The organism is Kribbella sp. NPDC104218 (genome assembly GCF_055584105.1).
In genome coordinates this window covers 2,027,325-2,051,465 of sequence record NZ_JBVJMQ010000001.1, presented here as the reverse complement: position 1 = coordinate 2,051,465, position 24,141 = coordinate 2,027,325, and the positions used below count along the sequence as shown (strand labels likewise).

Annotated in this window: 23 protein-coding genes and 1 tRNA gene; 7 read left to right on the top strand and 17 right to left on the bottom strand. The window is 68.0% G+C overall.

Translation table 11 applies throughout. The features are described 5' to 3' along the window. The first annotated feature begins 59 nt into the window (after positions 1-59). Positions 60-135 (top strand) — tRNA-Arg (locus ACZ6ZD_RS09840). 105 nt (positions 136-240) lie between these two features. Here the strand turns inward: ACZ6ZD_RS09840 and ACZ6ZD_RS09835 are convergent. Next, positions 241-606 (bottom strand): hypothetical protein, encoded by a 366-nt coding sequence (locus ACZ6ZD_RS09835; protein ID WP_465670240.1) that lies wholly within the window; start codon positions 604-606, stop codon positions 241-243. A 112-nt stretch (positions 607-718) separates the two neighbouring features. On the opposite strand from ACZ6ZD_RS09835, the gene ACZ6ZD_RS09830 reads away from it, so the two are divergent. Next, positions 719-1,159: a VOC family protein gene (locus tag ACZ6ZD_RS09830; protein ID WP_465670238.1), complete on the top strand. Its 441-nt coding sequence runs from the start codon at positions 719-721 to the stop codon at positions 1,157-1,159. A 46-nt stretch (positions 1,160-1,205) separates the two neighbouring features. On the opposite strand, the gene ACZ6ZD_RS09825 is transcribed toward ACZ6ZD_RS09830, so the two are convergent. Beyond that, positions 1,206-1,646 carry an OsmC family peroxiredoxin gene (locus ACZ6ZD_RS09825; protein WP_465670236.1) on the bottom strand — a complete coding sequence of 147 codons (441 nt, stop codon included), beginning with the start codon at positions 1,644-1,646 and terminating at the stop codon, positions 1,206-1,208. A 91-nt stretch (positions 1,647-1,737) separates the two neighbouring features. Between ACZ6ZD_RS09825 and ACZ6ZD_RS09820 the strand changes: the two genes are divergently transcribed. Next, positions 1,738-2,325 carry a TetR/AcrR family transcriptional regulator gene (locus tag ACZ6ZD_RS09820; RefSeq protein WP_465670234.1) on the top strand — a complete coding sequence of 196 codons (588 nt, stop codon included), beginning with the start codon at positions 1,738-1,740 and terminating at the stop codon, positions 2,323-2,325. Between the two features lie 87 nt (positions 2,326-2,412). On the opposite strand, the gene ACZ6ZD_RS09815 is transcribed toward ACZ6ZD_RS09820, so the two are convergent. Next, a complete protein-coding gene (locus ACZ6ZD_RS09815) occupies positions 2,413-5,586 on the bottom strand; it encodes a S8 family serine peptidase (RefSeq protein WP_465670232.1) in 3,174 nt (1,057 codons plus the stop codon). Between the two features lie 107 nt (positions 5,587-5,693). Next, entirely contained in the window at positions 5,694-6,818 is a 1,125-nt protein-coding gene (locus ACZ6ZD_RS09810) for an erythromycin esterase family protein (protein ID WP_465670230.1), read from the bottom strand. A 118-nt stretch (positions 6,819-6,936) separates the two neighbouring features. On the opposite strand from ACZ6ZD_RS09810, the gene ACZ6ZD_RS09805 reads away from it, so the two are divergent. Then, positions 6,937-7,662, top strand: coding sequence for a DinB family protein (locus tag ACZ6ZD_RS09805; protein WP_465670229.1), 726 nt, complete (start codon positions 6,937-6,939; stop codon positions 7,660-7,662). 42 nt (positions 7,663-7,704) lie between these two features. Beyond that, entirely contained in the window at positions 7,705-7,914 is a 210-nt protein-coding gene (locus ACZ6ZD_RS09800; protein WP_465670227.1) for a hypothetical protein, read from the top strand. A 24-nt stretch (positions 7,915-7,938) separates the two neighbouring features. On the opposite strand, the gene ACZ6ZD_RS09795 is transcribed toward ACZ6ZD_RS09800, so the two are convergent. Then, on the bottom strand, positions 7,939-8,421 hold the full coding sequence (locus ACZ6ZD_RS09795; protein ID WP_465670225.1) for a carboxymuconolactone decarboxylase family protein: 483 nt from the start codon (positions 8,419-8,421) through the stop codon (positions 7,939-7,941). A 149-nt stretch (positions 8,422-8,570) separates the two neighbouring features. Here ACZ6ZD_RS09795 and ACZ6ZD_RS09790 point away from each other — a divergent pair, with 149 nt between their 5' ends. Further along, the gene (locus ACZ6ZD_RS09790) at positions 8,571-9,461 is read left to right on the top strand and encodes an RNA polymerase sigma-70 factor (RefSeq protein ID WP_465670223.1); all 891 of its coding nucleotides are present in this window, start codon (positions 8,571-8,573) and stop codon (positions 9,459-9,461) included. Positions 9,462-9,463: 2 nt separating this feature from the next. Here the strand turns inward: ACZ6ZD_RS09790 and ACZ6ZD_RS09785 are convergent, their stop codons facing one another. From ACZ6ZD_RS09785 to ACZ6ZD_RS09775, 3 genes are all read right to left on the bottom strand, one after another. Next, positions 9,464-9,697, bottom strand: a complete 234-nt coding sequence (locus tag ACZ6ZD_RS09785; protein ID WP_465670221.1) for a hypothetical protein — start codon at positions 9,695-9,697, stop codon at positions 9,464-9,466. A 13-nt stretch (positions 9,698-9,710) separates the two neighbouring features. After that, positions 9,711-10,373 (bottom strand): SGNH/GDSL hydrolase family protein, encoded by a 663-nt coding sequence (locus ACZ6ZD_RS09780; protein ID WP_465670219.1) that lies wholly within the window; start codon positions 10,371-10,373, stop codon positions 9,711-9,713. An 87-nt stretch (positions 10,374-10,460) separates the two neighbouring features. Then, complete coding sequence (locus ACZ6ZD_RS09775) at positions 10,461-11,327, bottom strand: HIRAN domain-containing protein (RefSeq protein WP_465670217.1); 867 nt, start codon at positions 11,325-11,327, stop codon at positions 10,461-10,463. Positions 11,328-11,557: 230 nt separating this feature from the next. Between ACZ6ZD_RS09775 and ilvA the strand changes: the two genes are divergently transcribed. After that, complete coding sequence (gene ilvA / locus ACZ6ZD_RS09770) at positions 11,558-12,862, top strand: threonine ammonia-lyase IlvA (protein WP_465670215.1); 1,305 nt, start codon at positions 11,558-11,560, stop codon at positions 12,860-12,862. A gap of 37 nt (positions 12,863-12,899) precedes the next feature. Here the strand turns inward: ilvA and ACZ6ZD_RS09765 are convergent, their stop codons facing one another. Genes ACZ6ZD_RS09765 through rhaS form a run of 9 tightly spaced genes read right to left on the bottom strand, consistent with a single transcriptional unit; the run spans position 12,900 to position 24,138 of the window. Then, entirely contained in the window at positions 12,900-13,292 is a 393-nt protein-coding gene (locus ACZ6ZD_RS09765; RefSeq protein ID WP_465670213.1) for a hypothetical protein, read from the bottom strand. Between the two features lie 50 nt (positions 13,293-13,342). Beyond that, the gene (locus ACZ6ZD_RS09760; RefSeq protein ID WP_465670211.1) at positions 13,343-16,519 is read right to left on the bottom strand and encodes a family 78 glycoside hydrolase catalytic domain; all 3,177 of its coding nucleotides are present in this window, start codon (positions 16,517-16,519) and stop codon (positions 13,343-13,345) included. 51 nt (positions 16,520-16,570) lie between these two features. Continuing rightward, positions 16,571-16,807 carry a helix-turn-helix domain-containing protein gene (locus ACZ6ZD_RS09755; protein WP_465670209.1) on the bottom strand — a complete coding sequence of 79 codons (237 nt, stop codon included), beginning with the start codon at positions 16,805-16,807 and terminating at the stop codon, positions 16,571-16,573. After that, the gene (locus ACZ6ZD_RS09750) at positions 16,804-18,198 is read right to left on the bottom strand and encodes a rhamnulokinase (RefSeq protein ID WP_465670208.1); all 1,395 of its coding nucleotides are present in this window, start codon (positions 18,196-18,198) and stop codon (positions 16,804-16,806) included. Before ACZ6ZD_RS09750 ends, ACZ6ZD_RS09755 begins: the two co-directional genes overlap by 4 nt. Beyond that, positions 18,195-19,586 (bottom strand): arabinose isomerase, encoded by a 1,392-nt coding sequence (locus tag ACZ6ZD_RS09745; protein WP_465670206.1) that lies wholly within the window; start codon positions 19,584-19,586, stop codon positions 18,195-18,197. The genes ACZ6ZD_RS09750 and ACZ6ZD_RS09745 overlap by 4 nt, the downstream gene beginning before the upstream one ends. Next, complete coding sequence (locus ACZ6ZD_RS09740; protein ID WP_465670204.1) at positions 19,583-21,601, bottom strand: bifunctional aldolase/short-chain dehydrogenase; 2,019 nt, start codon at positions 21,599-21,601, stop codon at positions 19,583-19,585. The genes ACZ6ZD_RS09745 and ACZ6ZD_RS09740 overlap by 4 nt, the downstream gene beginning before the upstream one ends. Continuing rightward, positions 21,601-22,758, bottom strand: coding sequence for an L-rhamnose isomerase (gene rhaI, locus ACZ6ZD_RS09735; protein ID WP_465670202.1), 1,158 nt, complete (start codon positions 22,756-22,758; stop codon positions 21,601-21,603). The genes ACZ6ZD_RS09740 and rhaI overlap by 1 nt, the downstream gene beginning before the upstream one ends. 4 nt (positions 22,759-22,762) lie before the next feature. Continuing rightward, a complete protein-coding gene (locus tag ACZ6ZD_RS09730; RefSeq protein WP_465670200.1) occupies positions 22,763-23,080 on the bottom strand; it encodes an L-rhamnose mutarotase in 318 nt (105 codons plus the stop codon). Further along, a complete protein-coding gene (gene rhaS, locus ACZ6ZD_RS09725) occupies positions 23,080-24,138 on the bottom strand; it encodes a rhamnose ABC transporter substrate-binding protein (RefSeq protein ID WP_465670198.1) in 1,059 nt (352 codons plus the stop codon). Before rhaS ends, ACZ6ZD_RS09730 begins: the two co-directional genes overlap by 1 nt. Positions 24,139-24,141 lie beyond the last annotated feature (3 nt).

Below are 24,141 nucleotides of genomic sequence, written 5' to 3'. Positions count from 1 at the left end.
CCCCACCCCCGATTAGCACCACCCCGCCCCCACCCTGTATCGTTACTCGACGTTGCCCGGCGCTCGTAGCTCAACGGATAGAGCATCTGACTACGGATCAGAAGGTTGGGGGTTCGAATCCCTCCGAGCGCGCCAGCAGGAAGCCCAGGTCAGTTCGCTGACCTGGGCTTTTTGGTGTGGGGGTGAGGGCCTGCGGCGGCGCGGTTCGGGGCGTTCGGGCTGGAGGAGAGTGGTGGGTGGTCAGGGTTTGTTGGTGGGGGTGGGTTCGAACCAGTCGGGGGTGGGGGTGGTGGGGAAGCGGACGGCGGTGATGGTGGTTTGGCCGGCTAGCCAGGCTTTGGAGAGGCGGTGGCCGCCGTCCATGAGGGCGCCGTCGGCGGCGAGGATGATGGGGTAGGAGAGGTCGGCTTTCTGGATGCGGGCGGCGTGTTCGGCGACCATGCGGACGGTGACGGGGCGGCCGCCGAACCAGCAGTCCTGGTCGAATTCTTTGATGGCGGTGATTTCGACGGATTCGACGGGGAGGTCGGCGGAGAGCTCCCAGAGGCGCTTGGTGAAGTAGTGGTTGCGGCCGCCGGGGGCGGAGCGGGAGTGGGTTTCAGGCATTCGGCCATCATTGCCGGGCTGCCTTGAGGGCGCTCGGCATTTTCGTGGCGCGAGGATGTCGAGGAGTGCTGAGCGGTTTCGTCTCAGGGGAAACGACGCGAAGGAGCGCAGGATGGCCGTGCAGCGGTTGGACAACGTGGGGATCGTGTTCGAGGACCTGGAGCGGGCGGTGGCGTTCTTCGTCGAGCTCGGGCTCGAGCTGGAGGGGACGGCGCGGGTCGAGGGGGAGGTCGCGGAGAAGTGCGTCGGGTTGGCGGATGCGGCCTGCGATATCGCGATGTTGCGGGTGCCTGGGGGTGCGGGGCGGCTGGAGTTGGCGCGGTATGTGCGCCCGGGTGTGCATCCCGCGACGCCGGCGATGCCGCCGCACAACACGGTCGGGATGCATCGGGTGATGTTCGCCGTCGATGAGTTGGACGACGTGCTGGTCCGGCTCGGGAAGCATGGGGCCGAGCTGGTGGGTGAGGTTGCGCAGTACGGCGACAGCTACCGGCTCTGCTACGTCCGCGGCCCTGAAGGGATCATCGTCGGGCTGGCCGAACAGCTCGGGTGAATGGCAGCGGCCCCGACGGTTGGACGTCGGGGCCGGGCGCGGGAGATTACTGCTCGAGGGCGGCGTCGAGGGTGATCTCCACGCCAGTGAGGGCCTTGCTGATCGGGCAGCCGGCTTTGGCGTCGGCGGCGAGCTTCGCGAAGGTGTCGGCGTCGATGCCTTCGACCTCACCGCGGACGGTGAGCTTGATGCCGGACAGGTGGAAGCCGCCGGCCGGGTCCGGGCCGAGGGTGACGTCGGCCTTGACGTCGAGGGCGTGCGGGGTGCCGCCGGCCTCGCCGATCAGCGCGGAGAACTGCATCGCGTAGCAGGCGGAGTGGGCGGCGGCGATCAGCTCTTCGGGGCTGGTGGCGCCGTTGGCGTCGTCCGCGGCGCGCTTGGGGAACGAGACCTCGTACGTGCCGATCTTCGAGCTGCTCAGCTCGACCTGGCCGGAGCCGTCGGTGAGCGTGCCGTTCCAAGCGGTGCGTGCGGTGCGCGTGGGCATTGTCGATCTCCTTGGCTGGTGCGGTTCGGTAACAGGTAGACTAACTAGTTACTCTAGGATGGTCAACCCGAGGACAGGAGAGGATGGGCCGGTGGCCAAGACGACGAACGAGCCCCCCGTGCGCGAGCGGCTGATCGACAGCGCCGGCGCGTTGTTCTACGCCGAGGGGATCCGGGCGATCAGCGCCGACCGGATCATCGCCGCGGTCGGTACGACGAAGGCGACGTTCTACCGGCACTTCCCGACCAAGGACGATCTCGTCCTGGCCTATCTCGGGGTCCGCGCCGAGCTGGAGCGTTCCGGCGTGACCGCGGCCGCCGCGGCGTCCGACCCGCAGGAGGCCCTCCGCGGCGTCGTCGGCGTCCTGGCCGACACCAGTTGCCAGCCCGGCTTCCGCGGTTGCCCCTTCATCAACGCCGGCGCCGAGTACGCCGACGCCGCCCACCCCGTACGCCGTCTCGTCGCCGAACAGCGCACCTGGTGGACGTCGTTCTTCCGCACCCTCGCCGAGCGCCTCGGCGTCCCGCCCGGCGCCCCCGCCGACAGCGCCGCCGCCCAGATCCTCATGCTCCGCGACGGCGCCCTGGTCGCCGGCTACCTCGACGACCCCAACGCCGTCCAAACCCAACTCAACAAAGCCATTACCGCCGTTGTCAGGTCGGCGCGAGCGGACCGCTAGCGCTTCACAATTCGCCATCGGGCCCCTCCGCCACGCCCAGCGGAGGGGCCCAACCTCAGTTGTGGAGTACTGGCGGCCCCGCGTTGGTCAGTTCAGCGGCAAGGCGTTGATGATGGTCTGGTCGACTTTGTTGCCTTGGGCATCGGTGGCGGTGGCGCGGAGGGAGACTGTGCGGGCGCCGGTGGGGTGGGTGAGGACGGCGTGGGTTTTGCCGCCGGTGGTGCGGAAGGGAGCTGGTTTCCAGGTGACTCCGTTGTCGTGGGAGACGGCGAGGGTTTTGAGGGTCGCTTTGCCGCCGGTGTTGTGGTCGAGGGTGATGGGGACGCGGGTGGGTTTGGCGGCGGTGGCGGCGGGTGGGGTGTAGCGAACCGCCAGCAAGGGGAGGGCCGCTTCGGCTGTGGTGGTTGTGGAGTTGAAGGTCCAGTCGACGACGATGCGCGAGGAGAGCGGGTTGTCGCGGGTGGCCTCCGTGTGCAGCTGGTACGTCGCCGGCCCGGCTGGGACGACGGCGCTCAGGCTGCCGGGGTAGTCCTCGGCTGCGAGCTGCTTGCCGTCCTTGCTCAGGACGGTGCGACCGTCCGCTCTGGAGTAGCCGAGACCGCCGCGGTGGTCGGTGAAGAGCGGCACGCTGAACCGCATCTCGTCGCCGCGCCGCCCCGCCTGCTCAGCACTGCGGCTGTACGCCGGGAGCGACGGCCCGAAGACCGGGTGGCCCCAGCGCTCCTTGACGGTCGCACCGCGCTGGTAGACCTTCGGCGTCGCAACACGCTGCGATGCGAAGCCCCAGGGGTCTGCCGGGTCGTCGGTCTCCGTGAACGACGGATAGAACTCGGCGCCTGGCGTGTAGTACTCGTCGAGGGTGAACGGCAGCTTCCGCAGTACGGCGTCGTCCCGGTTGCCGTACGTCCCCGGCTTGGTGCCGACCTGCTCCGAGCGCACACGTACCAGCGACTTGTCTCGCACTCGCTGCACGAGGCTGCTCGGGACCTTCCCGAGTTCGTTCCGGTCCACGTTGTAGAGGTACGTCGACGCAGTCGGCGCCGCGTACGCTCCCCAAGCGAAGTAGCGGAACGCCTCCGGCGGAGTGCTCGTTCGACTAGGCGCAAACAGGATGCCGTCGAAGCTGTAACCCATCACGGCGAAACCGGTGTATTCGTCCCCACCCCAGTCGGTGTCGCGTGCGACCCCGGCCACGGCCTGTTTGCTGACCGCATCCGACTTGTCGAGTTCGAAACCGGTCGGCTGGCCGCTACGCGCATCAAAGGTCAGCTCACCCGGTCCGTCGACGCGGAGAGCCGGTTCAACGAAGTAGGTCCAGCGAGCATCGCCGTCCCCCACAGCCCCCTCGAAGTAGTGAGTCCCCTTCGCCAGCCGGGCTGTCGTCGTACCGCCGGCGTCCGAGTCGGCGAACACCGCTGTCGGCTTCTCGATACCGATGACGCGGAATCCGTAGTCCGTCGTCGGCTTACCGTCGAAGCCGATGAAGTTGAGCTTCAGGTCGTAACTCTCCACCTCGCGCGTGACAGCGATCGGCGTCCGCAGTGATCCAGCGAGGACAACACCGCTGTAGATGCCGTCGCTCCCCGGTACGGCGGTGTCAGTGGTCACCCTGGCGGTCGCCTGGCCCCCAGCGGGGATGGTGAGCGACTCGGGCGACACTGTGAACATTCCGGCCGGTGCGGGCTTGCCGTCCGGGCCCTTCACCTCCGCACGCAGCGGCAGCGTGATGGGCACCTTGCCGGAGTTGTAGTAGGTCAGATCCCGGCTGATGGGCTTGTCGTCGTGGTGCGGCCACTGGACGATGCCGTTGCTGATGCTGGCCGGTGCGGATCGGACGACGGACTGCGTCACCGCAGCGACATCGACTCGGCCGGCTCCCTCCTCGAAGACGGTCAGCTTGCCGTTCGGCTTCGCTGACCCCATCAGAGCGGCCTTGAGATCGTCAGCCTTCCAGTCCGGGTGCTGCTGAGCCAGAATCGCCGCAGCGCCGGCAGTGTGCGGTGCAGCCATCGACGTACCCGACAAGCGCAGGTGATGCTCGCCGACGTTCGGGTACTGACTGCCCAGCTCGCTGTCTTTTGCCTTTGCGGCCACGATGTCGACACCGGGCGCGGTGATGTCCGGCTTGATCGCATCGTTGAGCCAACGCGGCCCACGGCTGGAGAACTCGGCGAGCTCGTCAGCGTGGTCGACTGCGCCCACAGTGAGCGCCGCATCGGCTGAAGCGGGACTGGCCGGAGCGCCTCCGCTGTTGCCAGCCGCGACGACGAACAACGCGCCGCTCTGCTCAGTCAGCCGGTTGACGGCCTGCGCCACTGGACTGGTGCCGTCGTCGGGCCAGCCGGACCCCAGGCTCATGTTGATCACATCAGCTCCTGACTGGACGGCCCACTCCATCCCCGCGATCACCTCGGAGTCGGAGCCGCTTCCGTCGTCGCCCAGCACCTTTCCGTTCAGCAGCTTCGCGTCTGGCGCCACACCGCGGTAGTGGTCGTTGTCACCGGTCACAATCGACGCTACGTGCGTACCGTGCCCATGCTTGTCAGCCGTTCCGCTCTCGCTTTCGGTGAAGTCCTTGGCGGCGACGACCGCGTCGTCCAGGTCTGGGTGCGCAGTGTCGATGCCGGTGTCCAGTACGGCGACCTGTGTGCCCTTCCCGGTCAGACCGGTCTTCCAGGCCTCCGGTGCGCCGATCTGCGGGACGCTCTTGTCCAGGAATGCCCGGACCGGCCCGTCCAGCCGGATCGACTGCTTGCCCTTCGCCTGCAGCGCAGCGCTCGCACCGGACCAGTACGGCGCCGACTTGGCGACGCGGATCGCCGTACCGCCAACACTCGGCAGACTGCGCGCATGGTCGGCACCGGCGCGCAGCGCGGTCGGACCGGTCACGATCAGCGGTATATCAGTGCGAGAGCGGTCGTCGTACCCGTGCTCGATCAGCTTGGTGATGTTGAACAGCCGTGCGTCCAGCTCGCCCGACTTCACCGCTAGTACGGCGTCCAGCGGCAGCACTGTGACGTCGCCACTGACCTCCTTGCGCTGGATGAACTTCACCCGCTCACGTCCCTTGGCGGGACGGATGCGCGCCGGCTGGTCGCCGCGGAGCGTGACGCGGTCGCCGGTGATCAGGGTGACGTCGCCGGACGCCGTCCGCTCGGCGGAGCCTTCGCTCCGCGCTTCGCCCGCTGTCGCCGTACCGCCGAGCATCGTGCTTCCAACAGCCAGAACGGCGAGAGCAGCAAGTCCTCGTCGTTTCCGCATAGAACCTCCAGTGAGTCCTCACGTGTGAGTGTGGTCAAAGGGTCTATGTCCGGAAACGGCCGATGTTTCACGACTGGCGCGGTATTCGGCGTCCGTCGAAGGGGTTGTCAGAGGTCCTTGAGGAAGAGCAGGCCGTCGAGCCGGGGCAGGTGCGCGGGGTCCAGGGCCGCGTAGCCGAACCAGGGCGAGATTCTGGTCGTGTAGGTGGCGTCGAGCGTGCGGGGATCGATCACCTGGCGCTGCTCGGGGCCGGCGTACAGGTGCGCTTCGATGGTGCCGGACGGCGGTGCGTGGACGCCGCGGTGCTCAATCACGCCAACCGCGGTCGCCACGAACTTGAACTGCTGACCGAGCTCGGCGTCCACCAGAGCCCCGGCTGACCACCAGTCGTGGTCGGCGCCGGCCATGTGCATGCTGCTCTTGTCGCGTTGGAAGTGGGCGTTGTGGCCGAAGGCGAGCGTCGGGAACCGGTCGGCGAGGTGGCGCAGGTTGGCTGCCATCATCGCGTCGCGTTGAGCGAGCAGACGAGCGATGCGGTGTGGCGTCGTGTCAGCAAACAGGTAGTGGTAGCGGAGCAGGCCTTCCGCAGTCCGTGCATAGAGGCGGGCCCGGTGCCAGTCCTCCCGTGAGGACTCCGCGATCAGAGCAGGTGTTTCGGTCGCCAACAGCGCAGACAGGTCTGCTGCGAGCCGTTGGAGGCGTACGGCGTCGTCCGTGCGACCGATCGACTGGGTGGGGTCCATCATCGCGGCTGGGTTGGTCCAGCGGTCGTCGTCACCAAGGAGCTGTTCGAGGGCTTCCGTCGCAAAAGGCGTGCCCAGGTAGCTGTTGAGGGAGGTGAGTGCCTGGCGTGGGCTGGCGGCGAAGCCGGTCTCCAGCGGCCCGTCGAAGCCTGCGAATCGCACCTGGTCGCGCAGCGGCCGGCCTTCGTTGTATGAGCGCATCCACCGCACGAGCTCGCGGTTTCCGTGCAGTACGCCCCAGTCGTGGCTGAAGCCGCGCGCCATCACGTCGTCCAGCTCGCCGACCCCTGACGTCACGTAGTCGTCGACGAGCAGGCCCATCAGGCAGTCGGTCTCCAAAGTGATCGCGCGATACCCCTCGTTCTCGACGAGCTCACGGAAGAGACTGTTGCGGAGGTCGAGCAGCTCTTCTTCCAGGTGGGTCGGCTCGCCGACCGCCAGCAGGCGCGGCTTGTCGGACAACAGCTCGAGTACGGCAGTGGCAGTCATACTTCAACGCTATCGTTGAAGCGCTTAGTAAAAACTTGAGAAGGTTCGCAGCGCTTGAGCTGGGCTAAAACTCTCAATCCCGAAGACGAATGTCGGCGGGCCGTGCCAAGGTGTCGGCATGGCAGAGACGCAGTTTGTGGACCGGAACTTGCGCGGCGCGCGGTTCGTGCGGTCGGACCTGTCCGACGCGGTGATGCGCGGGGTCGAGGTGAGTGGCGCCGACATCGACGCGCCCTGGTTGCTGAGCGGGCCGAACCAGCTGCTGATCAACGGCGTCGATGTCGCGCCGTACGTCGACGCCGAGCTGGACCGCCGATTCCCCGGCCGATCCGAGCGCCGAGCCGCGGATCCGGCGAGCCTGCAGGCCGCCTGGGCGAAACTCGAAGCCGCCTGGGCCGCGGCGCTCGACCGCGCGGCCCAGCTACCGGAGGGGTCGGTGGAGATCTCGGTCGACGGCGAGTGGTCCTTCGCCGAAACCCTGCGCCACCTGGTGATGGCGACCGACACCTGGTTGCGCCGCGCGATCTTCGAGCTCGAACAGCCCTACCACCCGGCCGGCCAACCGAACGTCGAATACGCAACCGACGGCCACGACCCCGCAGTCTTCGCCAACCCGAACCCGTCGTACGCCGAGGTCCTCGAGGCCCGCGCCGACCGCCAGTCCATGGTCCGCACCTACCTCGCCACCCTCACCCCCACCGACCTCACCACCACCCGCCACAACCCCTGGGCACCCGAATACCCCGAAACCACCCTCTCCTGCCTCCACACCATCCTCGAAGAAGAATGGGAACACCTCCGCTACGCCCTCCGAGACCTCGCCACGCTCGAACGACCCGCCTAGGTCAGGTGTTGTGAGCGGCTCCGGCTGGGCAGACTGCTGGGTGTGAAGCGCACCTGGGAGTTCGTATACACGCGGACGGCGCTGCTTGTGGTGGTTGTGCCGGGGATCTTGATCGGGGCGAAGGCGGCGGGGGTGGCTGGGGCGGGGGCGGTGTGGTGGCCTTGGGCGTTGGCTGGGGTGGGGTATGTGACGGGGGCGGGTGGGTTCGCGGTGTGGTTCTGGGTGTGGATGGCCGAGGCCGACCGGTGGTGAGGCTTGGTGCCCTCGGCAACTTTGTTAGTGGTTGACGAGCTGGTCGAACATGCCGGGCTGATAGGAGCCGGCGGGGGTTTGGGCGATGATGTTCATCCGGTTGGCGGCGTTGATCAGGGCCAGCTGCATGATGAGCGCGGCGGTCTGCTCCTCGTCGAAGTGCTCGCGGACGGCGGCCCAGGTCTCGTCGGAGACACCGTTGTGGGTGTCGGCGATCCGGGTGCCTTCTTCGGCGAAGGCGAGGGCGGCGCGTTCGGCGGGGGTGTAGACGGCGGCCTCACGCCAGGCGGCGATCAGGTGCAGGCGCTGGATGTCCTCGCCGGCGGCAGCGGCGTCCTTGGTGTGCATGTCGAGGCAGAAGCCGCACCCGTTGATCTGGCTGGCGCGGATGTTCACCAGCTCCTTGACGGACGTCGGCAGGTTCGCCTGCTCGACCACCGCCGCCAGCCCGGCGAACCGCTTGCCGAGTTTCGCGCCGAGCTCGGTTTCCATCAGGTTGATCCGCATGGGATTCGTCCTCTCTCGTCGGTTGAACGACCACAAGATGCGCGCCGGACGGAATCCGTGACAGCCTGGCGCTGTGACGAGCGCCACTGTCACGGCGCGGCCCGGGCCGGTGTCTGCTGGGCAACCGATCGACGACGAGGAGGCCGGCGATGACGGACCGCCCGGACCCGGCAACGGCCGCATTTGTTGCCCACCGCAACTTGCTGTTCACGATCGCGTACGAGCTGCTCGGCTCCGCCGCGGACGCCGAGGACGTCCTGCAGGAGACTTGGCTGCGCTGGGTCGGCGTCGACCTGGAGTCCGTCCGCGACCACCGCGCGTACCTGATCCGGATCACCAGCCGGCAGGCGCTGAACCGGCTCCGCACCGTCGGCCGGCAGCGCGAGACCTACATCGGCGAGTGGCTGCCCGAGCCGCTCCTGACCACGCCGGACGTCGCTGAGGACGTCGAGCTGGCCGACTCGGTCTCGATGGCGATGCTGCACGTGATGGAGACCCTGCGCCCGACCGAACGCGCGGTCTTCGTCCTCCGCGACGTCTTCGCCCTCGAGTACGACGAGATCGCGGCCGCCGTCGACAAGACGCCGGCGGCGGTCCGGCAGATCGCCCATCGCGCCCGCTCGCACGTCGCCTCCCGGCGTCCGCGCGGTGACATCTCACCCACAGAGGCCAAAGGCGCACTGGCCGCGTTCCAGTACGCGCTCGAAACCGGCGACCTGCAGACCTTCCTCGACCTGCTCGCCCCGGACGTCGTCCTGATCGGCGACGGCGGCGGCGTCAAACAAGCCGTCCTGCGCCCGATCGTCGGCTCCGACAAGGTCGGCCGGATCCTCTCCGCCGGCGTCCCGCCGCACGTCGGCCGCATCACCACCGAGCTCATCCAGCTGAACGGCGCCCCCGGCCTGCTCATCCGCCTCGACGGCGAGATCGAACAAGTAGCAGCCTTCCACCTCGACCACGGCCGCGTCACCGGCATGTACGTCGTCCGCAACCCCGAGAAGCTCTCCCGCCTCGACACCGCCACGAAGCTGCTCCGCTGACCTCAGCCGTCGATCGCCCTCCGGATCGCGGCCGCCAGCTGCTCCTGATCCCCCGTCCGCCAGCCGTGCCCACCGACGCAAACCCACTCGTCATGCTCCGGCGGCCGCACACACCCAGCCAACGAAACCCGCCCCGCCGCAGCCGCCTCCTGCGCCCGCCGCGTCGGCAACCCGTACAAGATCGGCCGCCCCACCTCACCACACTCCGGACACCGCGGTACCGCTGAATCCTTCATCCAGCCAGCGTAGCTACGGGAGCTGCGGAGCGAGGGCTTCGTACCAGAGGTGGCCTAGTTTTAGGTGGCCGGCGGGGGTGGGGTGGAGTTTGTCGGGGGAAAGGTCGGCGGGGGTGAGGTGGGGGTTGAGATCGACGAAGTGGACGTCGGCGCCCGTGCTACGTAGTGCGTCGACCAGGCCGGGCAGAGCGGTGTTGTAGGTGTTGATGCGGTCGTTCAGGGTCGGGTCGGTGGAGGGGATGATCGATGCGACCAGGACGGTGGCGTCGGGGGCCTTGGTGGTGATGCGGTGGAGGAGGTCCTGCAGGCGCGCGGGGGCGTTGGGGAGGTCGTGGTTGTAGACGACGTCGTTGGTGCCGATGTGGAGCAGGATGTAGCGGGGGCGGTTCTGGGTGAGCCATTGGTCGATGTGGGCGCGGATCTCGTCGATGCGCATCCCGGGGTGGCCTTCGTTGTCCTGGTCGGGGACGTCGCCGTGGCGCATGGAGCCGACGAAGTTGGCGTCGATGCCCGCGTCTTCGAGCCGCTGCCAGAGTGACGTCCGGTAGCTGAGGTCACCGCTGCCGTAGGTGATCGAGTCGCCGAGTGGCATGACGGCAAGCGAAGTCGTCGGGACCACCAGCCAGGCGCCGACGGCCGCGACGGCGAGCAGTACGGCGGCAAGGCGAAGCTTCACGCGACCACGCTAAGCCGGGTGAGGTGCACCGAGAGAAGTAGCTCCGCTGTACCCACCGCCGAGCGTGGTGAGTACAGCGCAGCCGCCCTAGTTGGCTTCTTTCGTCGCCCAGTAGTGCCATTGGGGGGACGCGACTGGGGAGCGGGTCAGGCCGTCCGGCCAGGTGGCCGGCAGGTCGTGACTCCGCGCCGCGTAGAGGATCACCTCCGATGCGCTTCGATCGCCGCGGACGGCGACGCGAGCGGCGGTTTCGGCGCGCATGTCGGCGAGGTAGTGGATGGCGGGCAGGAACTCGGCGCTGAGCCGGGGGCTGAGCCGGCCGACCGGCTCGTCGTCCAGGCGGATCTCGACCACGATCCGGTGCCGGTCCTGCAGGTCGTCCTCTTCCTCGATGGCATGCATGGTGGCGTAGGCCCAGCACTCGCCCTGCGGGCGGAAGAACGGCGCGAGCACATCGGGGCGTACCTCACTGCCCGGTACGACGATGCCGCTGCCGGGCGGTAGGAGGTGGAAGCTGCCGGGCGGTGGCAGGTTCACCGGGACCAGCATGTGCGGTTGCCCGAGGGCCACTGCGACGCTGGCGTGGAACTCCGTGCCGTCCGCGGCTTTGCCGGCCCAGTCGGCCGGCTCCCACTCGCTGACCCACAGGTGGCACGGCACCTGGGGCTGCAGTCCTTGTGCGATCAGCTCCGACAGCACCGGGTGGTACCGGTGTGCGTCGTCCCTCGGCAGGTAGCCGACGACCTTCCCCTGAACGCGGACCGCGACGGATCGGGGGTCGAATCGGTTGTGCGGTTCCGGGACGAGGTCCGCCTCGGTGTCCAGATCTGCTCCTCGCGCTGGGATGGGGTCGGGGAACAGGCTACGAATCGCCTGCTCGTGCGGAGCCTCCCGCACGACTTCCTGACCACACCACAGGGCGTCTCCCCACAGACTGAACGGAATCAGTTCCATATGTGCCCTCCAGTCCCCGCTGACCGGTTTACTCGGCTCATCCCGTCCAGAGCCCTGGCCGTTACACCGAGTGAGCGTATGAAAACTAGACTGCCCAGTGAAGGGCCGTTTCACGCATGGAATCAGGCTCTGTTGCGCAACGGTATCCGTCCGTCCGAAGTGTGGACGGAGATCGTCTTGTGGAGCGAGCGAAACGGCGAAGATCGTGCAGATGCACGGGAAGGAACGTCATGCAGGGCAGTAGTTCAGTCGCTCGATCAACCGGTTCAGCACCCGCCCGAACAGTCTCAGCATCTGTCGGCGCGGGGGCCGTGGAGGCCGCTGTCGAGCGGCTCGACGGGATCGCCGTCCGGACGCCGTTGCAGCGCAATTCACGCCTGTCGGAGCGCACCGGAGCCCAGGTTTGGCTCAAACGCGAGGACCTGCAGATCGGCCGTTCCTACAAGCTCCGCGGGGCCTACAACCTGATCGCCCAGCTCGGCGACGAGGCCAAGTCCGCGGGCGTCGTCTGCGCCAGCGCCGGTAACCACGGACAAGGTTTGGCATATTCGTGCCACACGCTCGGAGTGCACGGAAAAGTCTTCGTCCCGAGGACTACTCCGCGTCAGAAACGGGACCGGATCGCGGCTCTCGGCGGCAAGCAGATCCAGGTGATAGTGACCGGCGACACGTACGACGACGCGGCCGCGGCAGCTCTGGCGGACGCCGCTGCGAGTGGCGCAACGATGGTCCCTGCCTTTGACGACCCGCGGACCGTGGCCGGCCAAGGCACTGTGGCTGTTGAGATCGTGCAGCAGCTCGGTCACGCACCAGACGTCTTAGTAGTACCGGTCGGTGGCGGCGGTCTGATCGCCGGTGTGGCCAGTTGGCTCGCCGCGCGGCACCCGAGCGTCCGCATCGTCGGTGTGGAGCCGGCGGGCGCCGCGAGCATGGCAGCGGCGCTTGCGGCCGGCGAGCCGGTCACTCTGCCGCAGCTGGACAGTTTCGTGGACGGCGCGGCCGTGCGCCGCGTTGGGGACGTGACGCTGCCGCTGGTCGCCAGCGCTGGCGTAGAGATGCTCTCGGTGCCAGAAGGGCTGGTCTGCAGCGAGATGCTCGAGCTGTACCAGGTCGACGGGCTGATCGCGGAGCCTGCGGGCGCGCTGTCGACCAGCGCGCTCGGGCACGGTCTGACCGTGGAGCCGGGTGAATCGGTCGTCTGCTTGCTCTCCGGTGGGAACAACGATGTCAGCCGGTACGGCGAGATTCTGGAGCGCTCGCTGGTCCACGAGGGGCTCAAGCACTACTTCTTGGTGACGTTCCCGCAGGAGCCGGGTGCGCTCCGCCAGTTCCTGGACGGCGCGCTCGGTCCGGACGACGACATCACCCTGTTCGAGTACGTCAAACGCAACAACCGCGAGACCGGCGTCGCGCTGGTCGGTGTCGAGATCAGCCGGGCCGCCGACCTCGACGGCATGCTCGCCCGGATGGACGCCGCCCCGCTCGACATCGAACGCATCAACCCGAACTCCCCCGAGTTCCGCTACCTGATCTGACAGTCCCGCCGCGGCGTCGCGGCGGGACCACACAGAATCAGTGCTTGGTGTGCTTCGAGTGCCGCGGGTCGTTCGGATGCGACCCGTCGGCCCAGTGCGGGTCCTCCGCCTTCTTCGCAGCCTCGCGGCGTTCGGTGGCGCCGGCGGCCAGGCGGCGGGCTTCGGCGGCCTTCTCCTCGGACTCCGCCTGCGCACGCATCGCGCGGGCGTCCACCTCGTCGGCGGCCGCGTGCTGCCGTTCGGCGTGCGCGGCGGCGATACGGGACTCCTGCTCCTTCTCGTACGCCTCCTGCCGCTGCCGCTCGTGCTCCTGGCGCTCGTGCTCGGCACGGCGCTTTGATGACGTCTTGGACGCGCCGGCGACCAGCGCCACCAGAATCACGAGGACGGCGAGGGCAACGACGATCCAGAGGACGGTCATTCCGTCCATGGTTCCTCCTCTGTCGGGGTTCGGCCTCCGGTACCCCGCCGCCCGACGCGCTAACCCGCCCGCACCACGAACCGATAGGTGCCAGAGGCAACATTCACCGCGACCGTCGACCCCTCGTCGACGACGCCGCTGACCTGGGACGCGCGCTGCAACGACCGTCCGGATTCCGTAACCAGCGCAGGGGATGCCGCGGGTAGCCGTACCGTCGCACTGCTGTTCGCCGGCACTGTCACGTCCAGTCGCAGCCCGCCACCCGGCGTCGTCGTCCACTTGCTGACGACCTGTCCGTACGGCGTCTCGAGCGCGAAGTCGGAGTTCGTGATGCCGGCGCCGGGTGTCGGCGCGATCAGGACGCGGTGGTAGCCCGGCTCGGCAGCCGACACTCCGGCGAGCGTCCGGTACATCCACTCACCGACCGCGCCGTACGCGTAGTGGTTGAAGGAGTTCATCCCGACGTCGTTGAACGTGCCGTCCGGGTTGATCGAGTTCCAGCGCTCCCACACCGTCGTCGCGCCCCAGCCGATCTCGTAGCCCCAGGAGGGGTACGACGTGTTCTGCAGCAGCTTGTACGCGAGGTCGGACCGCCCGATCTTGGTCAGCACCGGCAGCAGGCCGTCGACGCCGAGGAAGCCGGTGGACAGATGCGTGTCCCGCCGCAGGATGGTGTTGGCGAAGTGCTCGCCGGCCACCTGGGTCTTGTCCGCCGGGATCAGATCGTTGGTGAAACCGAGGATGTAGCCGGTCTGGCTGTCTGACCCGACCTTTCCGTCAGCCGCCACGAACCGCGCGATCCACGCCGTCCGGACGTCGTCGTACAGCTTGCGGTACTTCGTCGCGTCAGCGCTCTTCCCGAGCGCAGCGGCCATCTCACTGAGCTGACGGGCGCCCTTGGCCATGAACGCAGTGCCGATCAGGTCACCCGGTGTCGGGTCGTCCAGGTTGAGCCAGTCGCCGTAGTCACCGCCGCCACGGATCAGTCCGGGTGAGTGGCTGGCCAGGTAGTCGACGTACTTCGTCATGGACGCGTAGTGGTCCTGGACGACGGTGGTGTCGCCGTACGCCTGCCAGAGCGTCCAGGGCACGTTCACACCGGCGTCCGCCCAACCCGCGTTGCCGAGTCCACCGTCGAACGCGTTCGGGACGGTTGGCGCGACGCTGGGGTAGGAGCCGTCCGCGGCCTGGCTGTCGCGAAGGTCCTGCAGCCATTTGGCCAGGAAGGCCTGTGAGTCCAGGTTGTAGACCGCAGTACGCGCGAAGACGTTGATGTCACCCGTCCAGCCCATTCGCTCGTCGCGGGCCGGTGTGTCGGTCGGAATGGAGAGGAAGTTGCCACGCTGACCCCAGACCACGTTGCTGTGCAGTCGATTGACCAGTGCGGAGTTGGTGCGGAAGCGGGTGGTCTGTGCGCCGTCGGAACCCATCACTACCCCGGTGATCGCGCTGGCCGCCGGTGCTGACGGCAGTCCGCTGATTTCGACGTACCGGAAGCCGTGGAAGGTGAAGCGCGGCTGGTAGGTCTCAGGGCGGTCGGTGGCGAAGGTGTAGTGGTCAGTCGCCTTCGCACCGCGCAAGTTGTCCGTGTAGAGCGTGCCGTCCGGGTTCAGCACCTCGCCGTACCGGATCGTCACGGTCTGACCGGGCTTTCCGGTGAGCTTGAAGCGGCCGACGCCGACCATGTTCTGGCCGAGGTCGTAGAGGTACTTGCCCGGGGTGGGTGAGGTGATGGCCTTCGCCGCCAGCTCCTCGGTCACTCGGACGGGTTGGTCGGTCTGCGGAACCAGCTTGCTGGTAGCGCTCGGCCTGACGGTGACTGGCACCCAGGCGGTCGGCGTACGGCGGGCGTCGTAGCTCTCGCCGTTCAGCAGGTCAGCAACGCGGACTGCGCCCGGTGCGGTCTGCCAGCTCTGGTCGGTCGCGATGACGTCGGTGCTGCCGTCGGAGTAGGTGACACGCAGCTGCGCGGAAAGAGCTGTCTCGCTGCCGTACTTCTGCGGGCCGAACATCGCGAGGTTGCCGGCGTACCAGCCGCTGGAGAGCTCAGCACCGAGGACGTTCTGACCGGAGCGAAGCTGACGGGTGACGTCGTACGTCTGGGACTGGATGCGTTGCCGGTAGTCCGTCCAGCCCGGTGCGAGCTCGTGGTCGCCGACCTTGCGGCCGTTGAGGCTCAGCTCGTAGACACCCTGCGCCGCGGCGTACATGCGCGCTTTGACGACCTTCTTGCCCGCAGGGATGGTGACGGTACGCCGAAACACGGGGAGTGGCGGACCGGGCAGCCAGAGGTCGGTGTTGCCCTTCACCTGCAGACCGCCGGCAGGCAGGACAGTCCCGTCCGGGAAGGTCTGATCACCGGCAGCGAAGGCAGTATCGACCAGCTTGCGACCGGCGGCGTTGGTCACCACCAGGTTGTGCACAACGCCGCTCTCGACACCGTTCGTGCGGAAGCCGACGATGCCGGGCGCATTGTGGTCGGTGCGCTCGCGCTGATCGACCTGCGTGCCGTCAATCCAAGTAGTGATGGTTTGACCGGCCACGGTGATGCGCAGGTGATGCTTTTGAGTGAGGTCGACGTTCAGTGGGATTTCGCCGAGTACGACGTACCCACCGCCCTGCTGACGGACGTGCGGGCGCAGTTTGGCGCCGTCGACCTGATTGAGCTGCCACATGTAGCCGATGCCGGCGCGGCCGCGGAAGAAGATGCCGAGCGCCTCTTTGGTGACGGTGACGTCGGCGTCCACCGTGTAGTCGGTCCACTCCGCACCGGGCTGGCTTTCGGCGCCGATCCAGTCGCCGCGCCAGTCGGCGGGCTGCAGCTGGGCAGTCTCGAAGGTGGCGACCCGGGACCAGGCCGATGCGCGGCCGGACTGGTCCCAGACCCGAACTGTCCAGAAGTACTGCGTGTACGCCTTCAGGGCCGCACCGGCGTACTGGACCTCGATCGACCGGTCGGAGCGGACGACGCCGCTGTCCCACGCGTCCGGGCGGGACAGCTTGCGCTCGGAGGTGGCGACCCGGATCTGGTAGCGCGTCTGCGTCGTACCGCGGCGATCGCTGTCGAGCTGCCAGCTCAGGCGAGGCGCTGCGTCCGCAGCGATGCCGAGTGGCTCAGCGAGGGCATTTGTCCGCAGGTTGTGGACGTCGGGGGCCGGTGTGGCCGCTGCGGGCGAGACTGGGGTGACTAGTAGGGCTGCCAGGGCAAGGCAGGCCCAGCGAAGGTGTCGGGGCATCGCGAGAACTCCTCAGCGAGTGGGCGGACTGCGGGGAGTGAAGGGGGATGGTCAGACGAGACCGCGGCGGGCGGCCCAGACGATCGCTTCGATCGCCGTGCTGAAGCCGAGCCGGTCGCAGATCATCCGGGTCCGGCGGCGGACGGTACGTTCGGACAGCCCGAGGCGCCGGGCCACCGCGTCGACCGGCAGTCCGGTCGCGAGCAGGCGCAGCAACTGCAGGTCGTCATGGCTGATCTCTCGGGGCGGCACGCGGTGCGGACGGAGCTCCTGAGGCAGAGCGGTCATGCGGAATCACCTGTTCCGAACATCCGGGACTCGACGGCGTCCCAGTCGGCCGGTTTACCCTGCGGGGTGTAGCGCCGCAGGTGATGGGTGGAGCGGACCAGAGCGCGCATAGCGGCCAGATCCGGGAGGGGCTCGCCGAGCGCGCGAGCTTGAACGAGCACATTGCCAAGTGCCGACGCTTCGACCGGACCGGCCAGCACCGGCAGGCCGCACGCGTCGGCGGTGAGCTGACACAGCAGCTCGTTCTGAGAGCCGCCGCCGATCACATGGACGACGTCGACCGGCTTGTCGGCGATCTGTTGCGCAGCACGCAGAGTGCGCCGGTAGGCGAGCGCAAGGCTCTCGAGGATGCATCTGACGACCGCACCGCGCGACTGCGGCCCTTCTTGGCCGGTACGTCGGCAGTGGTTGGCAATCCGTTGTGGCATATCACCTGGCGCCAGGAACTCCGGCGCGTCCGGATCGATCAGTACGGCGAACGGCTGGGCCTGGGCTGCCTCTCGGAGCAGCTGCCCGAGGTCGTCGTCCGCCCAGACGCGCTGGCACTCCTGCAGGATCCACAGGCCCATCACGTTGCGCAGGAACCGGATCCGCCCGTCCACCCCGCCTTCGTTGCTGAAGTTCGCCAACCGCGCTTCCTCCGTCAGCACGGGCTCTGCCAACTCCAGCCCCACCAAAGACCAAGTCCCCGACGAGATGTAGGCAAACCGCTCTCCCGTCGCCGGCACTCCCACCACAGCCGACGCCGTGTCATGAGAGCCCACAGCAACCACCGGCGTCCCGTCGTACGCGCCGATAACCTCCCCCGGCTCCCACAGCCGCGGTAGCACCCGCGCAGGTACTCCGACTCGCTCCGCCAGCTCGTACGACCATTCGCGCGCCCGTACGTCGTACAGCTGCGTTGTGGAGGCGTTAGTGCGCTCCACGCCGACTGAGCCAGTGAGCCAGTACGCAAGCAGGTCGGGGATGAGGAGGAGCGTGTCCGCCTGATCCAGCAGGCGCTCTGCAGCGAGCTGGTACAGGGTGTTGATGGGGAGCTGCTGCAGACCGGTGATCTGGTAGAGCTCTTCAGCCGTCACACCCGTTACTGAGGTGCTGGTGCGGGAGTCGCGGTAGTGGAACGGGTTCCCCAGCAGCTGCCCCTCAGCGAGGAGGCCGTAGTCGACGGCCCAAGAGTCGATACCCAGGGAATCGACCGGTCCGGTGGCAGCAAGGCCGTCCAGCACGGAGCGATAGAGGTGGAGGATGTCCCAGTGCAGCGAGCCGCGGAGGTCGACCGGGCCGTTCCAGAAGCGGGTGACCTCCACCAGCTCCAGGCGATCGGAGCTCAACTCGGCGCGCATGACGCGGCCGGAGGAGGCGCCTAGGTCGACTGCCGCGACGCGCTTCATACGACGGTCAGGTCGAGGTTGAGCAGGCTTGCGACGGCCTGCAGCTCAGCTGCGCGGTGTCCGGTACCGAGGGCCCAGTGGTGGGCTACGCCGGAGGCGGACCAGGCGTCCGTCCACTCACCGGGGTCGCGGTTGAAGTCGACGCGGGAGGTGGTGTTGCCAATCTGGAGGAGCGGACCGGGGACGACGGTGCCCTCAGAGGCGATCAGGTGGAACGTACCGTCCCGCCGCTGACCCAGACCGCACAGCGTGACCGGCCCCTGGCGGACGTCGAACTCGACCGAGACGCCCCAGCCGCGCTTGCCGTGGTAGACCCCCAGACCGCGCAGTAGCGGCTTGTTGGCGCTGATGGCCAGGTGGGCCGGGCCGTCGTGCCCCATCTCCACCACACCGTCGCGGAAGTTCAGCGCCTGCAGCTCGGTGAATGAGCCGCCCGCACCGAGTTTGTCCATGACCAGCATCGCCAGTGAGGTCCGTAGCTCGTACTCACCGACCGCAGGCACACCCCGTGCCGTCAGCAGCGACGCTCCGAGGATCATCCCGGCGGCAACGCGCTCATGCATCTCCCCGTCGAGGCCGCGGTGGTAGTACGCCAGCGTGGTCAGGTCGAAGTCCTCCACCAACCGGTCCAGCGCGACCGACACCGTCGCGCCCCAGCGGAAGTCGTCCTCAACCACGGAGTCGTCCAGCGTGAAGACTTCCCGCGCCAGATCCATGCGGGCGGTGGTCTCAGCGTCAGTGACCTTCTCGACCCGCACCCGCAGGTCGTCGATCTCCAGGATCTCCACGTGGCCACCGAGCTGAGCAGAAACCAGAGTGGGGTCGGTGACGACGTCCATCATCCCTGGATAGAGGTGCCCCAACAGACCGTGCCGCCCGTGCCGGAAGGCAGCTCGGACGCCGGCTGCGCGGATCCAGCGCTCGATCCGCGTCCACGCCCGCTCGTCCTCCAGGTAGCCCGACACCGACCGGAACTCGATTCCGCAGCGCTCGAAGGCGTTCGCCATTTCTGGCAGCGGACAAGCACCGCAGTACGCCAGCCACGCACCCGTGTCGAAACTCGCGTGGTCCATCACCTCAGTCGGCTGCAGGTTCAGCAGCAACACCGGCGACCCACTGCGCTGTGCCACCGGCACCAGCATCGACGCGGTCATGTAGGTGGTCAGGAAGCCGACGATCAGGTCGCAGTCGGCCAACCGCAGCTTCTCCGCCGCAACAGCACCCTCCTGAGCGTCAGAGATGAACCCGACGTCCACCACCTCGCAGTCCATCGCCTCGAACCGCTCCGCCACCCAGCGCGCAGACGCCTGCAGCTGCGGCAGCAGCGACGGGAACTGCGGCCAGTACGCACCTAGCCCGCCAGCAACCAGGCCGACCCGGGTAGTCATCGCAGGAAGGCGGCAGCCACGCCGGCGTCGACAGGCACGTGCAGTCCGGTCGTGTGCGAGAGGTCCCCACCCACTAGCGCGAAGACGGCCGCTGCCACGTTCTCCGGCAGCACCTCTCGCTTCAGCAGCGTCCGCTGCGCATAGAACGCCCCCAGGTCGGACTCCGGTACGCCATACACAGCGGCCCGCTGCGCCCCCCAGCCCTTCGCGAAGATCCCCGACCCCCGGACGACGCCGTCCGGGTTGATCCCGTTCACGCGGACGCCGTACTCACCCAGCTCGGCCGCAAGCAGCCGGACCTGATGCGCCTGGTCGGCCTTGGCCGCGCCGTACGCGACGTTGTTCGGTCCGGCGAAGACGGCGTTCTTGCTGGAGATGTACACGATGTCCCCACCGAGCCCCTGGTCGATCAGCACCTTCGCCGCCGCCCGCGAGACCAGGAACGACCCCTTCGCCATCACGTCGTGCTGCAGATCCCAGTCCCGCTCGGTCGTCTCCAGCAGCGACTTCGAGATCGACAGCCCGGCGTTGTTCACGATCAGATCCACCCCGCCGAAGGCCAGCACCGCCTCCGCCAGCGCCGCCTCCACCGCAGCGGACGACGAGACATCCGCCTCGACCGCGACAGCAGCGTCGGCCGAGCCGATCTCCTTCGCGACCGCTTCGGCCGCGGCCAGATCGAGATCGGCCACCACGACGCACGCGCCCTCGGCCGCGAGCCGCAGCGCGATCGCACGCCCGATACCCGACCCGGCGCCGGTGACGAACGCGACCCGAGACGCCAGCGGCTTCGGCCGAGGCATCCGCTGCAGCTTGGCCTCTTCCAGCGCCCAGTATTCGATCCGGAACTTCTCCCGCTCGTCGATCGGCGCGTACGTCGACACCGCCTCGGCTCCGCGCATCACGTTGATCGCGTTCACGTAGAACTCGCCGGCCACCCGCGCGGTCTGCTTGTCCTTGCCGAAGCTGAACATCCCGACCCCCGGCACCAGCACGATCGCCGGATCGGCGCCACGCATTGCCGGGCTGTCGTCCGACGCGTGCCGCGCGTAGTACGCCGAGTACTCCTCCCGGTATGCCGCATGCAGCTCCCGCAGCCGGGCCACGGAGTCCTCGACCGAGGCGCTCGGCGGCAGGTCCAGCACCAGCGGCCGCACCTTGGTCCGCAGAAAGTGGTCAGGACAGGAGGTCCCCAAGGCCGCGAGCGGTGCGAGCTTCTCGCGGGCCAGAAACTCCAGTACGACGTCTGAGTCCGTGAAGTGACCGACCTGCGGTCGATCCGACGAGGCGAGGCCACGGATCACGGGCGCCAGCGCGGCTGCCCGCTCGCGCCGCGCGGCGGGGTCGAGCGGCTCGAAGCCAGGCACGATCGGGCCGAAAGGCTCCGCCACGCCACGCTGCCGCAAGAACTCCTCAGCAGCACGGATGATCTCGAGGGAGTTCGCCTCGCATTCGGCGGAGGTAGCGCCCCAGGCGGTGATGCCATGGCCGCCGAGGATGCAGCCGATGGCCTGTGGGTTCTCCCGCTGGACCGCTGCGATGTCCAGGCCCAGCTGGAACCCGGGACGCCGCCACGGCACCCACACCACCCGATCGCCGAAGCACTCCGCGGTCAGCTGCTCGCCGTCCGCAGCCGTGGCCAGTGCGATCCCGGAGTCCGGGTGCAGGTGATCCACATGCGGTGCATCGACCAGCCCGTGCATCGCAGTGTCGATCGACGGCGCCGCACCGCCCTTGCCGTGCAGGCAGTAGTCGAATGCGGCCACCATCTCGTCTTCCCGGTCCACCCCCGGGTAGACGTCCACCAGCGCGTTCAAGCGATCGAGACGCAGTACGGCGAGACCGGCCTCGGTCAGTGTGCCCAGGTCACCGCCGGAGCCCTTCACCCACAACAGGTCGACCGGCTGCCCGGTGACCGGATCCGTCTCGACCCCCTTGGCCGACGTGTTCCCGCCGGCGTAGTTGGTGTTCCGCGGGTCCGATCCCAGTCGGTTGCTCCTGGCAACGAGTTCCATCACGCTCCCCATCCAGCCTGCTGGCCGTCGGCCCGCTCGGCGACGATCCGCTCGAAGTACCCGCTGCGCTTGTACGCCGCGAGCGGGTTCGGGTCGAGGCCCTGTGACTCACGCAGCTCGGCCAGCAAGGGCCGGACATCGGTGTTGTAGGCATCCATCAGGACGGCGTTCGCCTCCAGCACGTCACCTTCCAGCTGGGCCTTCTTCAACGCGTCCCGATCGACGAGCAGCGCCTTCGCCGTCGCCTCCTGGACGTTCATCACCGAGCGGATGATCGCCGGGATCTTCACCTCGATGTTGTGACACTGGTCGAGCATGAACGCGATCCCGCGGTCCGGGTCGAGCGCGTCACCGCGAACGATCTCGTTCATGATCCGGAACAGCTGGAACGGATCCGCCGCGCCGACCATCAGGTCGTCATCCGCGTAGAACCGGCTGTTGAAGTCGAAGGCGCCGAGCTTCTTGACCCGCAGCAGGAACGCCACGATGAACTCGATATTCGTCCCCGGCGCGTGGTGCCCGGTGTCGATACACACCACGGCCTTAGGCCCCAGCTCCAGGCAGTGCGCGTACGACGTCCCCCAGTCCGGCACGTCGGTCGTGTAGAAGGCCGGCTCGAACAGCTTGTACTCCAGCAGCATCCGCTGCTCCGGCCCCAGCCGGTCGTAGACCTCGCGCAACGCGGCCGCGAGCCGCTCCTGCCGATCCTGGATGTCGTCCTGGCCGGGATAGTTCGTCCCGTCCGAGAACCACAGCTTCAGGTCCCGCGAGCCGGTCGCATCCATGATGTCGACGCATTCGAGCAGGTGGTCGGTGGCCTTCCGACGGACGCCGGGGTCCGGGTTGGTGACGCTGCCGAGCTTGTAGTCGTCGTCCTGGAAGACGTTGCTGTTGATCGCCCCGAGCCGGACGCCCTGCTCCTTCGCGTACGCCGCCAGCCCCGCGTAGTCGGACACCTTGTCCCAGGGGATGTGCATCGCCACGCTCGGGGCGACCCCCGTGAAGCGGTGGACGACGGCGGCGTCCGCGATCTTCTCCTCGGGCGACCGCGGGACGCCGGGCTGGGTGAAGACCTTGAACCGGGTGCCGGAGTTCCCGAACGCCCACGAAGGCAGCTCGATCTCCTGACGCCGGAGGGCATCCGTCACGCTGGTCATATGTTCAGTCCTCTTGTAGATGGAAGATCTCGGGCAGCAGCTGGAACGTCTCGTCCGGCCGCCCCGCGGTGAAGTACGACGTCATCTCGGCCTGCCACCGGGTGTTCACCTCGGTGGCCGCCATCGCCTGCTGCGCCGCTTCCAGGTCCGCGGATTCGACGTACCCGATCAGCAGGCCGTCGGCGCGCAGGAAGAGCGAGTAGTTGTGCCACCCGGACTCCCGCAGCGCGGCCTGCATCTCGGGCCAGACGTTCCGGTGCCGGTCGACGTACTCGTCGAGCCGGTCCGGCCGGACCTGGAGGCAGAAGCAGTAGCGACGCATCAGAAGTTGAACTTGTCGATGTTCTCGGCGGTGAACTCGGTCGGCGGGCCGAGCACGATCTCGCCGTCGGCGCCGACGGTGTACTCGCCGAGCTTGCCGGCCTTGAACTTCTCGCCCTGCGCGCCGGTGATCTGGCCCGAGCTGAGCGCGGCGCCGGCGTACGCGGCCAGGTAGCCGATATCGGCCGGGTTCCAGAGCGCGAACTTCTTGACCGTGCCGTCCTTGACGTACTGGCGCATCTGGTTCGGCAGGCCGAGGCCGGTGATCGCGACCTTGCCCTTGTAGCTGGAGGCGCTGACGTACCGGGAGGCGGCGGCGATACCGACGGTGGTCGGCGAGACGATCACCTTCAGGTTCGGGTAGGACTGCAACAGACCCTGCGCCTCGGTGAACGACTTCTGGTCCTCATCGTTGCCGTAGGCAATCTTGACCAGCTTGAGCTTGCTGTTCGCCGGTTTGGCCAGCTCGGTCTTCATCACCTCGATCCACGAGTTCTGGTTGGTGGCGTTCGGCGTCGCCGACAGGACGGCGATCTCCCCCTCGCCACCGGCCAGCTCGCTGGCCATCTTGACCAGGCTCTCGCCGATCCCCTGGGTGGTGGCCTGGTTGATGAACGCGTCCCGGCAGGTCTTCGAGGCGTCGGAGTCGAACGCGACGACCTTGATCCCGGCCTTGCGGGCCTGGTTCAGCGATGGGCAGACGGCGTTCGGGTCGTTGGCCGCGACGGCGATCACGTCCTGCTGCTGCTGGATCAGCGTGTTGATGTAGCTGACCTGCGAGGACGCGCTCGCGTCGTTCGGGCCGACCAGTTTGTAGGCGCCCTTGATCTCGTCGACCGCGACCTTGCCGCCGCCGACCTCGACGTCCGTGTACGGGTTGTTCAGCTGTTTCGGCAGGTAGGCGATCTTCAGGCCCTCCTTGAGGGGCGCGTTCGGATCGGCCTGGCCGGCGGTGCTCTGCGGAGCGGCCGTGTTCTGACCCTCGGTACTGGACTTCGTCGTACCGCCGCACGCGGTCAACGCCAGGAGCGCTACCGCAACGGGGAGGTGCTTACGCATGGT